A 14,215-nucleotide genomic window follows, 5' to 3' on the forward strand; every position below is an offset into this window, starting at 1 on the left:
GCGAAAAAAACACTAATAACTGTGCAAAAGCACGATGTCATTAGTGTTGATTTCATTTTTATTCTTCTAAAGGCAATTCTTCTTGCCCAGCATCTTCTTTTTTATCCGTTTCTGTTTCCAGCTCTTCACCAATACCATAAGCTGCCCGGACACGTTTCGCAACTTCTGCCATCATCTCTGGATGATCTGCAAGATATTTCTTCGCGTTTTCACGGCCTTGACCAATCCGATCTTCTTTATAACCATACCAAGCACCACTCTTATCGACAATGTCCTGTTCAACTGCCATGTCTAAAAGTTCACCTTCTTGTGAGATCCCTAAGCCATACATGATATCAACTTCAGCAACTTTGAAAGGCGGTGCAACTTTGTTTTTCACGACTTTGATCTTCGTCCGGTTACCAATGATATCCGTTCCGTTTTTCAATTGTTCCGCACGACGCACTTCTAAACGAACCGTTGCGTAGAATTTCAATGCGCGTCCCCCTGGTGTGATCTCTGGATTCCCAAACATGACACCGACTTTTTCACGAATTTGGTTGATAAAGACCGCGATCGTTTTAGTTTTATTGATCGAACCTGATAGTTTACGCAAGGCTTGCGACATCAGACGAGCTTGCAACCCAACGTGTGCATCTCCCATCTCACCATCGATTTCAGCACGCGGAACTAGCGCCGCTACAGAGTCGATTACGATGATATCAATCGCACCACTAGAAACTAAGGCATCAGCAATTTCCAATCCTTGTTCACCCGTATCCGGTTGTGAAAGCAATAGATCGTCAATGTTTACGCCCAGACGTTGTGCATATTGCGGATCTAACGCATGCTCAGCGTCAATAAATGCCGCCGTGCCGCCATGTTTTTGTACTTCTGCGATTGCATGCAACGCAACAGTTGTTTTACCTGAACTTTCTGGACCGTATACTTCGATGATCCGTCCGCGTGGATAGCCGCCTACACCTAACGCGACATCCAATGCCAAAGAGCCACTTGGGATTGTTGAGATTTGTTGATCGATCTTTTCCCCTAATTTCATGATCGAACCTTTACCGTAATTCTTTTCAATCTTCTTCATTGCAGCATCTAAAGCCGCTTTACGATCATTAGCCAATAGCTGATCCTCCTATTTCTTGATGGAATTTGTTTCGTTTATAAAAAATGATTTTGATATTCTTGCTGCATACTCTTTCTGATCTAGCAAAAGAATCAGCAGCCGCTTATCTCTATCAATTATACGTTCACATCATTATTGCTTTTTCAATATCCTTAGTTTATCGGTTTGAAATCAAAAAATCAAGCAAAAAGCGAACAAACATTCGGTTTTTTAATTTTTATTTAGAATTGTTCGACGAACCATGTCTAAACCTTTCATTACTGAACTGTGACGAATATACGAGCGATCGCGGGTAAAGTGATTTTCAGTAACGATAGTCTCGCCATTTTTTTGTGCTAGTCCAATATAAACGGTCCCTTTTGCTTGGCCTTCTAGTTCATCCGGACCTGCTACACCGGTAAATGACAAGGCATAGTCCGTTTTTGCAAGTTGCAGCGCTGCTTCTGCCATCAGTTTCGCACATTCTTCACTGACGACCCCGACACGCTCTAACACTGCAGGATTGATGCCTAAGAAACTTGCTTTCGTTGCTGAAGAATACGTTACAAAGCCGCCTGGAAAGACTTCAGAAACACCTACGATTGTTCCTAAAGTGGCTTGGAATTCGCCGGCTGTTAAACTTTCAGCAGCAGTGATTGTCGCCTGATTTTCTTTTAAAAGTCCGACTACGACTTCTACTAAACTATTTTCTTCTCCGTAACCGTAGAAAAATTCGCCGACTTTTGCTAGGATCTCCGCTTCTGCTTGATCTAATAAAGTATTAGCCGAGATCGCATCTTCTGTTTTCGCTGTGATTCGCAACGTTACTTCATTGGGCTTAGCATAAGGAGCGATCGTTGGATTAGATTGGTGTTCGATCATTTCTGCCAGCTCGGTCACTAATTTTGATTCCCCAATCCCGAAGAATCGTAAAACCCGTGATGTTAATTTTTCCGTTGTCGGAAATTCTTTTTCCAGCAGCGGACGCGCTTGTTCTAAGAACATTGGTTTTAATTCACTTGGCGGTCCTGGTAATAAAATATAATTATTTTTCTCACCTTTATATAAAGAGCCGATCGCCAGACCCGTCCGATTCGGTAATGGAATCCCGTCTTGCAAAGTTTCGATCTGACGCAAGTTATTTGGTGTCATCGTACTTTGACGTTGTTCAAAAAATTCGTTCAAGGCTGTTAATCCGGCTTGATTTTGGACTAGCGGCACACCTACATGATCCGCCAAAACATTTTTCGTTAAATCATCATCTGTTGGTCCTAAGCCGCCACACAAAACAATCAATTCACTGCGCGTATCCGCTAATTGAAGTAATTCTTCCAAACGTTTAGGATTGTCTCCTACGACTGTGTGAAAATACACCTCGATCCCCATATCCGCTAATTTTTCTGATAAAAAGGTCGCGTTAGTATTTACGACTTGTCCCAATAAAAGTTCTGTGCCTACAGCAATGATCTCTGCTCTCATTTTTTTCTCTTCTTTCTAACATACGCCATTTTTCCTCAACTATAACAGAAAAAACGATCGGTGCGACAAATTTCATATCGCACGAACCGTTTTTTTCTTACTTTTTTCTTACATTGAACCTTTGAAAAGAGCTGTATTTTTAGCAAAGTAGTCATAACCTGAATAAACTGTAAAGAATAAGCAGATGTACAACATGATTTGGTCCATCGGAATACCGATGAAATTAAACGGCACATTGTTCAAGTACAACAATACGATCCCAACCATTTGTGTGGCAGTTTTGATTTTACCAGGCATTGCCGCTGCCATAACCCCACCGCCTTGCTCTACGATCAACAACCGCAGGCCAGTCACTGCTAACTCCCGACAAACAATAATGGCGATTACCCAAGAAGGGGCTTTGCCTTGTTCTACTAAAATAATAAACGCCGTCATCACTAGCATTTTATCCGCCAGCGGGTCCGCAAATTTTCCGAAATTAGTGACCAAGCCCCGCGCGCGCGCGATTTTTCCATCTAAATGATCGGTATAACTGGCGATTGCGAAAATAATGGCTCCGACTAATTGTGTTACCGCTAAACTCGTATTGCCAGCTTGCAGTGTCCCCCAATCCCATGGGACTAAAACAATGACCATAAACAATGGAATCATAAAGATTCGAACAACGGTCAATTTATTGGGTAGATTCATTGTATTTCCTCCTAATTCTTACTGATATACTTATTTCTCTTCAGCAAAAGTGTGTTGTTCTGGTCGTCTTTAATTATAGAAAACGCACCACAACTTGATTGCTGCTTAAACACGTCATCAAGTTGCGTAGGCGATGTTCAACGTCACATTCTTTTGCAACAGTGAATCACCCGGCTGGAAATCAAGCGCTTGATCATTGACTTTGATTTCTGCATATTTTGCCATGCCAACTGTGATGACCGCTTGTGCAGTGTCTGCAGGCAGTTCTGTTGTTTGCGACTCTCCTACTTGCAAAGTATATTGATAAGTCAAAGTACCGTTGATCTGCACACCGACCCACACGCGCTGTTTACCAGTAAACGTGATCTTTAACGGTTTCTCCGCATGCTCAACTTTCATCGTCGCTGCATTTGTCGTGTTCGATTCCATCGCAAAGGCCATTTGAGGTTTTTCCTGTTTTTGAGAGGATTCCGTCGTTTGCTCTGTTTGAGATGAAACTTGTTCCGTTGATGAAGAAACGCCGGAGCGCTCGACTTGAACGGAACTGTTTTCTGGGATAATGGCGGTCTCTTGATGATCCAGCCAAGTCACATAACCTACCACTGCGATAATAGCCAACGCTACAAGCCCTAAAGAAATCATCGGCAACGTCGCTCTGAAACGAGCATGAGCAGGATTTTCAGCATGTTTATTTTTTCTCAGTTCGTCAACTGTCTCAAGCTCAGGATACGACGGCAACGGCCGATCCTTGCCGTCCAGCACATCGATCAAATAATCGCTGTCAAGTTCTACCTCGTCAGCATATTGTCGAATAAACGTCCGCAAATAATACTCACTGGGCAACGCTTGAAAATCATTTTCTTCAATCGCCAGCAAATAACGTTTCTGAATCTTTGTACGCTGCTGCAGTTCATCTAAACCAATTTTTTTATCGATACGGGCTTCGCGTAACGTTTCTCCAATATTAATACTAGCCACTTAATTTTCTACTCCTAGTTCGTAATAATGAAATTTTTGCTGCTTTCAACATGTCTAAGGATACCATAAAAAAAACTTGCTGAGGATAACGTTTCAGTAAGTCTGAAACGAAATTTAAGACTTTTTTTCACTGATCGGAGCAGCCTGCAGATTCACCTTGCCCTACTGACTTTTTGTAAACAGCTTTTGGACGCTGACGGGCTCACTAGTCCAGCAGCCCTTCGCCTTGTTTTTCAAATTGTTTTTGTCTGACTTAATCCAAACTAACTGCTTTTTCCATATAAAACCGAGTAAAGGCTTCTTCTTTGATGAATAATTCACCGGCAGCCAAGACATCGGTCAATTCAATGGCTTGAATGATCTCCGGCATATCGAACAGCGTCCATTCACCAAATAACGACTGCGTAAATTGATTCGCTACATATTCTAACGAATTCAACGATTGGAAATATTTCCCTAACATTTTTTTCTTTAATAAGTCTAGATTCTCTTGATTAACTTCTGAATCGCTGGCAAAGCCCTGTAAGATCTCAGTCAAATGATCCGCCAGTTTTTGTGGCTCTTCGCTATCTCCGCCAAAATCTGCAAAATAAAAACTGCGGTCCAGTGAAAATTCAAAGCCGAAACTGTCGTCTAATAGCCCTTCATTGTACAAATGCAAGTAATTTTGTGAAGTCGGACCCACCAGCATTTGGAACAATAAATCCAATGAGACTTTGAAAATCAGCCGTTTTTTATCGTCTTCAGGCAGTTCTGCTAGTCCCTTGATCCCAACAATAGCTTTCGGCAGTGTGATCGGCATTTTTTCTTCACTGAGTTTGATGATCTCTTCGACAGTTTCTTCTGGGAAACGCCGCTGAATCGGTTCGGGTGCTTCAAATGTTTTGGCCGCTTGATTTTCACGAATAAAAGTCATCAAAGCTTCCGGTTCCAAATTACCTACGACAAACAAGGTCATATTGCTAGGATGGTAGAACGTATTGTAGCAAATATACAGATCTTCAGCTGTGATCTGTGCGATCGAGTCAATCGTCCCAGCGATGTCGATGTGCAGCGGATGCTTGGGATACATATTTTTCAAAATAGCAAAAAATTGCTGCCAGCTTGGATCGTCTTGGTACATTTGGATTTCCTGTCCAATGATTCCTTGCTCTTTTTGGACCGATTCTTCCGTAAAATAAGGTGCTTGAACAAAGTCCAATAATGTCGCCAAGTTCAATTCCAATTGATCCGTAGTAGAAAACAAATAGCTGGTTCGTGTAAAACTAGTGAATGCATTAGCTGACGCGCCTTGCTCGCCAAACTTTTGGAAAACATCCCCATCTTCTTTTTCAAACATCTTATGCTCTAAAAAATGGGCGATCCCATCAGGAACTTTGATATAGTCTTTTCCGCCGCGGGGGATAAACTCATTGTCGATTGAACCATAATTCGTACTAAACAAACCGTAAGTCTTGTGATACCCTGCTTTTGGCAATAGATAGACCGTCAAACCATTCGGTAAAACTTCTTTATATAAGGTCTCATTGATTTTTTGATATGCTACTTTATCCATTTTGCTGCCCTCCATCTAAAAAGAAGATCGCTTGCAGACGAATTTTCTTTGCGACTTTTTGGACATCTTGCGGTGTCACAGCCGTCAAATGTCTCAGCCATTCTTCATCTGTTAGTTTACTTTGCGGCAGCCAGTGCGCCAAGTAAGTTGTCTCAATCGTATTTTGCATACTATCTAAACCAAGCAAGTAATGATTTTTTAACATCGCCTTCGTTTGTTGGAAAGCCAATTCGGTAAACTTGCCGGCTTGCAATTCAAGTAATTGTTCATTAATCAAGCGCAGCACTTTTTCGCGATTGTCGCCGTTGATACCTGTCTGTACTTGCAAATATCCACGGAAAGTATCTAGCGAACTAGACGTATAATAAGCCAATCCGGCTTTTTCCCGGACATTCATAAACAATTTCGAATGCGGGAAGCCGCCGAATAAACCGTTAAAAACTAACAACGCAAAGCGATCCGGATCTTCATAGTAAACATCTGTGGCGTAAGCGAGATTCAATTTTCCTTGGATCACCGCTTCTTGCATTTGTTGTTCCCGAATCACATTATCTTGCGTCTGATAATAATAAATTTCCGGAGAATTTTCTTCCCGTTCAACAAATGGCAGTTGCTGGAACAAGTCTGCTATCTCTGCTTCGTTCACATCACCGATCACAAACAGATCAACTTGGTCTTGTGTGATCATCGCTTGGTAATAAGCTGCCAGACTCGCACTAGTCTCAGCTGCTAAAGCTGCTACAGTACCAAAACTTGGCAACTTTTGTGCTTCATCCGTGAAATAAGTCTCTTTGATTTTTAAAGAAGCCAGTGTTTGTTTATCTTCTTGCAACGTTTCAATATAGCTTTGCAGATTTTCTTTTTCTAATTGAAAAGTAGCCTCTTCAAATTTTCCATCCTGAATATTGGGATAAAACAGCACTTCTTTCAAGAAAGCCAGCGCCGCCGGTAAAAGTGTTGGATCGTCAACATATTTTCCATTAACGACGCCTAAGCCGATGTCTAGCCAGTGTAAATTTCCTTTGCGCCCAACGTTCAAGCCGAAACTGGCACCGTAAAGTTCTGCCAGTTGGCCGCTTAATTTGGTTTGGTCGGGGTAATGCAGCGAGTTTGTCTCCAATAGATTAGCCAACAATGCTCGTTTAGTCATGATCTCTTTAGTCAAACGGGTCGTAAAACGTCCGTAGATTTGAATCGTTTTATATTTTTTGGTCGGAATAACGTGCAGACGCACGCCTTTTTTTAGTTCGATCATTACAAATCTCCTTATTAATAGATTTATTTTTGTACAGGATCAGCCAATTTTTTGCTAAAAAAGCTGATTCTTATTAAAAAATCTAAATGATATTTTTAGTCTTCATACTAAGCCTAATTATAGCACAGGGATAGACTAAGAATCGCGATCAGCGCTAGCTGAGGATCGCTTTTATTTCAAAATTTTTCTTCTTTCGCTATACTGAAAATAAGAAAGAGAGGAGTGACAAGATGTTTAAAGAATTTAAAGAGTTCTTGATGCGCGGCAACGTCATCGATCTTGCCGTTGGTGTAGTCATTGGGACTGCTTTTACCGCGATCGTAACAAATGTCGTCAATGGATTGATCACGCCGCTAGTTGGATTGATCGTTTCGTTATTCACTAAAGGAAAAGATTTGAACGAGGCAATGTCTGTCTTGGACTGGACACCGGTCAATGGTGTAACTTTTGCTTTTGGCGATGTTGTCAGCGCGTTGATCACCTTTATTATCACGGGTTTTGTATTATTCTTGATCGTTAAAGCTGCGAATAAAGCCAGAGAAACCGCAGCTAAAAAAGAAGCGGTGGTTCCCGAAGTACAAATTCCGACAGCCGAAGATTATTTAGCGGATATTCGCGATCTTTTAGTTGAACAAAAAAAAGCTGCGCAAGCACCACGCGAAGACAAATAAAAACCATGGAGCAACTGCTCCATGGTTTTTAAATTGCTTCTAGAAATTCGATTTCTACTGTGCGAGTCAATACATCGGAATAGCTGTATGAAACACGTTCGAAAGAATTTTCCTCTTGATCCAAATCAACTACAAATACGGAAGGGTATGTCTCAGTTAAGATTCCTTTGCGTTGAGTTTGACGCTTGCGCCCTGTTTGAGCTACGAGCATGATTGGCGCACCAATCCGATCTTCCAAATTTTTCTTGATAGACGCTAAAGTTGTTGGCATACAGTTCACCTCAATATACATTATAGCACAATTCCAAAACTTTACAATGTTATCATAAGATAAAAAGATTTGCAAACTTTTGTCTATCTAATCGAACACTCAATTCAACTTATATTTTCGCAGCACTGAGTTTTTTCTTTAGTTTATTTTTCGCACGATTCAGCGCATTGTGAATCGCCTTTTCAGATTCATCTAATCGCTGTGCGATCATCCAAGGTTCTTCCCCTTTTAAATAATAATACAACGAACGATTTTCTAAAGAAGAGAGCGCGACCTCGCCACTCAGCAACATCTCGCTGATATAAATGCTTTCTTCTACACACTCATGATAGTGGAACTGCTCGCTGAAAGTCTCCAAGCCAACTTTTTCAATTGACACGGCTTGTTGTTGCGCTAATCGTTTTTTGGCCTGCTGACGACGCAAAAGAGAACGAATCCGATTTTCAAAAATCATCTTATAATAAAGTCCAAACGTCGTTCCTTGTCCTTGACGATAACTGCGCAACGCATCGTTTAGCGCAATCCGCCCCTCTTGCAGCCAATCATCAGACTCAAAATCACGAATCAGATAGCGCGACTGCATGCTGTAAACAATTGGCAAATACTGACTGAATATTTCTTCAAAAGCTACACCATCGATTTCTTCCAAACACGTTGTCTCTTTCATTTTCCACACTCCTCTCAACAAAAGCATACACGTTGAGAGGATGACCAGGGGAAAATACTCGCCGATTTATTTTTTTCGGCTCAATTCGTCTAATTTTTGCGACAATTTTTGTAATTGTTCATTATCCCATGGAGAATTGCGGCGAAAATTTTGAAAATGCGTATCTTCAGTATCTCCAGCAATCAATGCTTCGGTTTGTTGGACCGTTTTGTACAATTCACGGGCAGATGTTCGAAGTGCCCCTTGAGAAAAAATGGTCCATTGTTCAGCCAAATCGCTAGTCGCTACTGTCACTTGTGTCAAGCGATCATTCAGCTCGCCGGCGATCCGCTCGATGTAACTATCGGCGGTCTCATCTTCTTTTGTAAAAACGACGGTCAGCTGATATTTTTTATAACTCTGCGTGATCCCTGGAACAAATTGCGCATCAAAAACAATAATCGTTTCTAAGCCCTGATACTTGGCAAAGTTAGACAGCCGAAATAACAGTGCTTCCCGTGCTTCTTCCAATCGATCTTGGTTTTTCAACGTGACCAATTCTGGCCAAGCACCGATCATATTGTATCCGTCAACAATCAGTAACTGTTTTTTCATTACAGTTCACTTCGCTTTCGGAAAACTTCATACATCAATAATCCCGCAGCCACACCCGCGTTCAAACTTTGGACATGTCCTGTCATGGGGATCGTCAGCATTTCATCGACTTCTTTTTTCAAGCCGGCACTCATGCCTTTTCCTTCATTGCCGATGATTAGAGCGATTGGTCCCGCCACTTTCCATTGACGATAATCGGTTCCTGCCATGTCCGTACCGAAGATCCAATAACCTGCCTCTTTTAATTGTTTGATACTTTGAGCTAAATTTGTCACTCGCGCAATCGGTACATATTCTACCGCACCCGTCGACGCCTTCGTCACAACCGGCGTGATCCCGACTGATCGATGTTTCGGAATGATAACACCTGACACCCCGCTGGCATCTGCCGTTCGTAAAATCGACCCAAAATTATGGGGATCTTCTAAACTATCTAAAATAAGCAGAAAAGGCGCGTCTTCTGAAGAGGTTTTTGCTAATAGATCTTCCAGCGTCAAATATTCATAAGGCGTGATCCCTAAAACGACGCCTTGATGAACACCGCCGTCACTCAAAGTGTCTAATTTTTGTTTTGGTACCCATTTCACTGGGACCGCTTGTTCTTTCGCTAATTTTTTTAATAGATCGATTTTATCGCCATGCGCGTCTTCTTGTAAAAATAATTTATTTCCTCGACCCGCTTGCAGCGCCTCAACGCTGGCGTGATGACCGAAAGCAAAGTTATTTTCTTCTGCTTCAGCTGCCTCGACAGGTTCGTGCCGTTCTTTGGGACGTGTGTTTCTTTGCTTGCGCCGATCATTTTTTGGCCATTGTTTTTTATCCTTCACTTGCTTCACCTGCTTTCTCTAAACACCATGTAATCAATTCTTCTAATCGTTCCTGCCGTTCCAATAAATGTAGATAACCCATCAACGCCTCGAATCCTGTCGACATTCGATACGTCATGATATCGGTATTTTTAGCAGAAGTATAACTTTTAGCATTCCGCCCGCGACGATAGATCCCTTGCTCTTCTTCTGACAGCATATCATCAGCCAACATTTTTTGAATCAGTGTTGCTTGAGCTTTGGCTGAAACATAATGAGTCGCTAAATGATGCAGTTTATTGGGCCGTGTCTGGCCTTTGCGAACGAGATGGTCTCGGACATACGTTTCATAAATCGCATCGCCCACATAAGCCAATGCCAGTGCATTCAATTGTTTGTAATCTGTCATTATGCTCGTCTCCAACGGACGCCTTGCGGGGTGTCCTCTAAAATAATTCCTTGTTCTTTTAATTGATCACGAATCTCATCGCTGCGAGCGAAGTTTTTATCTTTGCGCGCTTGATTGCGTTCTTCGATCAATTGATCGATCTCTTCATCCAATAATCCCGCTGTTTGAAATTCGATTCCAAATACGGTCAGCATTTTTAGAAATTCATCCAGTGCAGTAGATAAAATCGCTGTGGAAACATGTACTTGTTCGCTATAGTGATTCAACCATTTGGCAACTTCATAAACGACTGTGATCCCATTAGCCGCGTTAAAATCATCGTCCATCTCTTCAATAAAACGATTTTTTAAGTGCTGCAATTCTGCTGCTTTTTCTTGATCATCAGGTAATTCTGCTTCAGCGCCCGCTTGACGGAAATTCGCATTTTCAAAAGCTGTCCGCAATTTTTGAAGATTTGCTTGTGCGTCTTTCATCGTCGCCTGACTGTAGCGGATCGGACGGCGATATTGAGTTGTCGCCATGAAGAAACGTAACACTTGCGGATCGATCTCTTTGACTAGATCATGAACCGTCACAAAGTTGCCTAGTGACTTGCTCATCTTCGCATCGTCCTCGCCAATTGTTACATAGCCGTTATGCATCCAATAATTAGCAAAACGTTGACCGGTCTTCGCTTCACTTTGCGCGATCTCATTTTCATGATGCGGAAACTCCAAGTCTTGACCGCCGCCATGAATATCGATCGTGTTGCCTAAATGTTTGGTCGCCATTACAGAACATTCAATATGCCAGCCTGGACGTCCTTCGCCCCAAGGAGATTCCCAATGGATCTCATCTGGTTTGGCGCTTTTCCATAAAGCAAAGTCTAACGGATCTTCTTTGATCGCTTGTTCAGCACCTGTCCGCTGGCTCGCGCCAACTTCTAATTCATCGATCGATTGGTCACTCAACTCACCATAATGCTCAAATTTGCGCGTCCGATAATAGACGTCGCCTTCAGCTTCATACGCATAGCCTTTTTCAATCAAAACTTCGATGAAGGCGATAATATCTGGAATATGATTGATCACTCGCGGGTGCAAGGTCGCAGGTTTCACATTCAATGCCGCCGTATCTTCTTCAAAAGCGGCGATAAAGCGATCCGCTACTTCAGGCGCAGTAATCGATAATTCTTTGGCGGCTTTGATGATCTTGTCATCCACATCGGTAAAATTCGATACATAATTTACTTCGTATCCACGATACTCAAAGTAGCGGCGAATGACATCAAATGCGATCGTGCTACGGGCATTGCCGATATGGATATAGTTATAAACTGTCGGTCCGCAGATGTACATTCGGACTTTATTCTCTTCAATTGGTTTAAACAGTTCTTTTTCTCGTGTCAACGTATTGTGTATTTTAATCATGTTGAACCTTCTTTCCTTTTATTCTGACTACTTTTGCTGGTACTCCTACAGCAGTCGTCTCAGCTGGTACATTTTTTAAAACTACGGCTCCAGCACCGATCTTGGCTTTTTCACCAATTTCGACGGGACCTAAAATTTGGACATTAGCAGAAATAAATGCGCCTTGCCGTACTGTGGGATGGCGTTTTCCCGTATCTTTTCCCGTTCCGCCCAATGTCACACCGTGAAACAAAACCACATCGCGTTCAATCTCCGCCGTTTCGCCGATTACTACACCCATGCCGTGATCGATAAAAACACCCGGGGCGATCTTAGCACCGGGATGGATCTCGATCCCCGTCAAACAGCGCCAAATCTGCGAGTGAATCCGTGCCAATAAAAAGCGCCGATGTCGATAAAGAAAATGCGAAAATTTATGAAAAAATAATGCATGGACTCCCGGATATGTAAGAACTACTTCTAAGCCTGACTTGACTGCCGGGTCATTTTTTTTCGCAGCTGTAATCGCTTCTTGCCACCAGTTCATTCACTTCAACTCCTTCACCTTCATTTTTTTTAACTGTTGTCAGCTCTTCAAATGCTGACTTTGACAACTATTTTTTTGCGACATTTTTTATGTATTCTTGTTCATCAGACTTTTATTAGTGAAAAAAAAGCATCTTTTGAGTTTCCTCAAAAGACGCTTTTACGTGGTTCCACTTTTGTTTGCAGTTATGCCTTGAAACAGGTAACGTCTGTGAACCGTCCCCAGCTACATATCGCCGAGACCACTCCGAGATGCATTTCGTAAGCGTTGATTTGACTGCTCTCACCACCCGCAGTCTCTCTGGAAAATCGCCGCTTGCTACTTCTTCTCTTCATCATGTTTAGATTACTTGGTTTAAATGTGCTAAGGCTTTTTCTTTGCCTAATAATTCAACTGTTTCTGGTAATTCTGGTCCGTGCACCATACCGCTAACCGCTACACGAATCGGCATCCAAAGATTTTTACCTTTTATGCCTGTCTCTTTTTGAACTGCTTTGATCGCTGCCAAGACACTTGCCGCGTCCACTGTTTCCAACGCTTCTAATTGTGCTTTAAATGCATTCAATACAGTTGAAACATCCTCGCCAGCTAAAACTTCTTTCGCTTCATCCGCTAAATCAAGTTGTTCTTGGAAGAACAAACTAGAAATTTCAGTGATTTCTGCTGTGTAGCTCATTTGCGGTTGATACAAGCTGACTACTCGTTTCACCCAAGCTTTGCGTTCGGGTGTCGGATTTTCTTCGACTTTACCAGCCTTGATCAAATAAGGCAAGCATAATTCTGTCAATTTATCCAAGTCCAGTGCTTTGATGTAATGGTTGTTCACCCATTCTAATTTCTTCTGATCAAACGCAGCCGGTGACTTGCTCAAACGTTCAGTATCAAAAATCTTGATCAATTCATCTTGCGGGAAGATCTCTTCTTCACCCACTGGCGACCAGCCAAGCAAAGCGATAAAATTGAACATTGCTTCTGGCAAATAGCCTAATTCACGGTATTGTTCGATGAATTGTAAAATACTTTCATCGCGTTTGCTTAATTTTTTACCGGTTTCAGTATTGATAATCAGCGTCATGTGCCCAAAAATCGGACGCGGCCAGCCAAATGCATCATAGATCATTAATTGTTTTGGTGTATTAGCGATATGATCATCGCCTCGCAGGACATGCGTGATCTTCATCAAATGATCATCTACAGCCACTGCAAAGTTGTAAGTCGGCATTCCATCACGTTTTTGGATGATGTAGTCGCCGCCGATATTATCAGATTCAAAACTGATCTCACCTTTGACCATGTCGTCAAAAGCAAAGCTAGTATTGCGAGGAACACGGAAACGAATAACTGATTCTAATCCTTGTGCTTCTTTTTCTGCTTGTTCTTCTGGTGTTAAGTTTGCACATTTTCCTGAGTAGTGAGGCATCTCGCCGCGCGCACGTTGCGCTTCACGTTCAGCTTCCAACTCTTCAGATGTACAGTAGCACTTGTAAGCTAAGTTGCTGGCTAGTAATTGATCAACTAACGGTTGATAGATTTCACGCCGCTCTGATTGACGGTAAGGACCATAATCGCCAGGATTTTCTGGTGATTCATCCCAGTCGATCCCCAACCATGCTAAATTTTCCAGCTGGCTTTTTTCGCCGTCTTCAATATTTCTTTTTAAATCAGTGTCCTCGATTCGAATGATGAAATCTCCATCATTGTGGCGAGCAAATAAATAATTGAACAAAGCTGTTCGGGCGTTTCCGATGTGTAAGTGTCCGGTTGGACTTGGTGCGTAGCGCACACGAATTTTCGACATATATAGTTCCT

Annotated in this window: 15 protein-coding genes and 1 other annotated feature; of the genes, 1 reads left to right on the forward strand and 14 read right to left on the reverse strand. The window is 42.2% G+C overall.

Annotated features, from left to right (window positions below; genetic code table 11):
- Positions 1 to 58: 58 nt before the first annotated feature.
- From recA to yfmF, 6 genes are all read right to left on the reverse strand, one after another.
- A complete protein-coding gene (gene recA, locus FFM63_RS03500) occupies positions 59 to 1,114 on the reverse strand; it encodes a recombinase RecA (RefSeq protein ID WP_137608942.1) in 1,056 nt (351 codons plus the stop codon).
- Between the two features lie 213 nt (positions 1,115 to 1,327).
- Positions 1,328 to 2,575: a competence/damage-inducible protein A gene (locus FFM63_RS03505; RefSeq protein WP_137608943.1), complete on the reverse strand. Its 1,248-nt coding sequence runs from the start codon at positions 2,573 to 2,575 to the stop codon at positions 1,328 to 1,330.
- Between the two features lie 108 nt (positions 2,576 to 2,683).
- Entirely contained in the window at positions 2,684 to 3,265 is a 582-nt protein-coding gene (gene pgsA, locus FFM63_RS03510; RefSeq protein WP_137608944.1) for a CDP-diacylglycerol--glycerol-3-phosphate 3-phosphatidyltransferase, read from the reverse strand.
- A 117-nt stretch (positions 3,266 to 3,382) separates the two neighbouring features.
- A complete protein-coding gene (locus FFM63_RS03515; RefSeq protein WP_137608945.1) occupies positions 3,383 to 4,243 on the reverse strand; it encodes a RodZ domain-containing protein in 861 nt (286 codons plus the stop codon).
- A 253-nt stretch (positions 4,244 to 4,496) separates the two neighbouring features.
- Positions 4,497 to 5,798, reverse strand: a complete 1,302-nt coding sequence (yfmH, locus tag FFM63_RS03525) for an EF-P 5-aminopentanol modification-associated protein YfmH (protein ID WP_137608946.1) — start codon at positions 5,796 to 5,798, stop codon at positions 4,497 to 4,499.
- Positions 5,791 to 7,053, reverse strand: a complete 1,263-nt coding sequence (yfmF, locus tag FFM63_RS03530) for an EF-P 5-aminopentanol modification-associated protein YfmF (protein ID WP_137608947.1) — start codon at positions 7,051 to 7,053, stop codon at positions 5,791 to 5,793. The genes yfmH and yfmF overlap by 8 nt, the downstream gene beginning before the upstream one ends.
- Positions 7,054 to 7,283: 230 nt before the next feature.
- On the opposite strand from yfmF, the gene mscL reads away from it, so the two are divergent.
- Positions 7,284 to 7,724 (forward strand): large conductance mechanosensitive channel protein MscL, encoded by a 441-nt coding sequence (mscL, locus tag FFM63_RS03535; protein ID WP_137608948.1) that lies wholly within the window; start codon positions 7,284 to 7,286, stop codon positions 7,722 to 7,724.
- Between the two features lie 28 nt (positions 7,725 to 7,752).
- Here the strand turns inward: mscL and FFM63_RS03540 are convergent, their stop codons facing one another.
- From FFM63_RS03540 to gltX, 8 genes are all read right to left on the reverse strand, one after another.
- Positions 7,753 to 7,995 (reverse strand): Veg family protein, encoded by a 243-nt coding sequence (locus FFM63_RS03540; RefSeq protein WP_137608949.1) that lies wholly within the window; start codon positions 7,993 to 7,995, stop codon positions 7,753 to 7,755.
- A gap of 109 nt (positions 7,996 to 8,104) precedes the next feature.
- Positions 8,105 to 8,662 (reverse strand): sigma-70 family RNA polymerase sigma factor, encoded by a 558-nt coding sequence (locus FFM63_RS03545; RefSeq protein ID WP_137608950.1) that lies wholly within the window; start codon positions 8,660 to 8,662, stop codon positions 8,105 to 8,107.
- A gap of 66 nt (positions 8,663 to 8,728) precedes the next feature.
- Positions 8,729 to 9,256, reverse strand: coding sequence for an NYN domain-containing protein (locus tag FFM63_RS03550; protein WP_137608951.1), 528 nt, complete (start codon positions 9,254 to 9,256; stop codon positions 8,729 to 8,731).
- Positions 9,256 to 10,083, reverse strand: a complete 828-nt coding sequence (gene rlmB / locus FFM63_RS03555; protein ID WP_137608952.1) for a 23S rRNA (guanosine(2251)-2'-O)-methyltransferase RlmB — start codon at positions 10,081 to 10,083, stop codon at positions 9,256 to 9,258. Before rlmB ends, FFM63_RS03550 begins: the two co-directional genes overlap by 1 nt.
- Positions 10,073 to 10,471 carry a Mini-ribonuclease 3 gene (locus FFM63_RS03560; protein ID WP_137608953.1) on the reverse strand — a complete coding sequence of 133 codons (399 nt, stop codon included), beginning with the start codon at positions 10,469 to 10,471 and terminating at the stop codon, positions 10,073 to 10,075. The genes rlmB and FFM63_RS03560 overlap by 11 nt, the downstream gene beginning before the upstream one ends.
- Entirely contained in the window at positions 10,471 to 11,880 is a 1,410-nt protein-coding gene (gene cysS, locus FFM63_RS03565) for a cysteine--tRNA ligase (RefSeq protein WP_137608954.1), read from the reverse strand. The genes FFM63_RS03560 and cysS overlap by 1 nt, the downstream gene beginning before the upstream one ends.
- Complete coding sequence (gene epsC / locus FFM63_RS03570; RefSeq protein ID WP_137608955.1) at positions 11,873 to 12,406, reverse strand: serine O-acetyltransferase EpsC; 534 nt, start codon at positions 12,404 to 12,406, stop codon at positions 11,873 to 11,875. Before epsC ends, cysS begins: the two co-directional genes overlap by 8 nt.
- A gap of 146 nt (positions 12,407 to 12,552) precedes the next feature.
- Positions 12,553 to 12,750: a binding site (T-box leader), on the reverse strand.
- On the reverse strand, positions 12,747 to 14,204 hold the full coding sequence (gene gltX, locus FFM63_RS03575) for a glutamate--tRNA ligase (protein ID WP_137608956.1): 1,458 nt from the start codon (positions 14,202 to 14,204) through the stop codon (positions 12,747 to 12,749). (Overlaps the previous feature by 4 nt.)
- Positions 14,205 to 14,215 lie beyond the last annotated feature (11 nt).

Source organism: Enterococcus pingfangensis, from assembly GCF_005405205.1.
In the GTDB taxonomy this organism is placed as follows: Bacteria; Bacillota; Bacilli; order Lactobacillales; family Enterococcaceae; genus Enterococcus_A; species Enterococcus_A pingfangensis.

Coding starts and splice junctions, on each gene's coding strand:
- FFM63_RS03505 (WP_137608943.1), bottom strand. CDS start 2,575: ATGAGAGCAGAGATCATTGCTGTAGGCACAGAACTTTTATTGGGACAA.
- pgsA (WP_137608944.1), bottom strand. CDS start 3,265: ATGAATCTACCCAATAAATTGACCGTTGTTCGAATCTTTATGATTCCA.
- yfmH (WP_137608946.1), bottom strand. CDS start 5,798: ATGGATAAAGTAGCATATCAAAAAATCAATGAGACCTTATATAAAGAA.
- yfmF (WP_137608947.1), bottom strand. CDS start 7,053: ATGATCGAACTAAAAAAAGGCGTGCGTCTGCACGTTATTCCGACCAAA.
- mscL (WP_137608948.1), top strand. CDS start 7,284: ATGTTTAAAGAATTTAAAGAGTTCTTGATGCGCGGCAACGTCATCGAT.
- FFM63_RS03540 (WP_137608949.1), bottom strand. CDS start 7,995: ATGCCAACAACTTTAGCGTCTATCAAGAAAAATTTGGAAGATCGGATT.
- FFM63_RS03545 (WP_137608950.1), bottom strand. CDS start 8,662: ATGAAAGAGACAACGTGTTTGGAAGAAATCGATGGTGTAGCTTTTGAA.
- FFM63_RS03550 (WP_137608951.1), bottom strand. CDS start 9,256: ATGAAAAAACAGTTACTGATTGTTGACGGATACAATATGATCGGTGCT.
- FFM63_RS03560 (WP_137608953.1), bottom strand. CDS start 10,471: ATGACAGATTACAAACAATTGAATGCACTGGCATTGGCTTATGTGGGC.
- cysS (WP_137608954.1), bottom strand. CDS start 11,880: ATGATTAAAATACACAATACGTTGACACGAGAAAAAGAACTGTTTAAA.
- epsC (WP_137608955.1), bottom strand. CDS start 12,406: ATGAACTGGTGGCAAGAAGCGATTACAGCTGCGAAAAAAAATGACCCG.
- gltX (WP_137608956.1), bottom strand. CDS start 14,204: ATGTCGAAAATTCGTGTGCGCTACGCACCAAGTCCAACCGGACACTTA.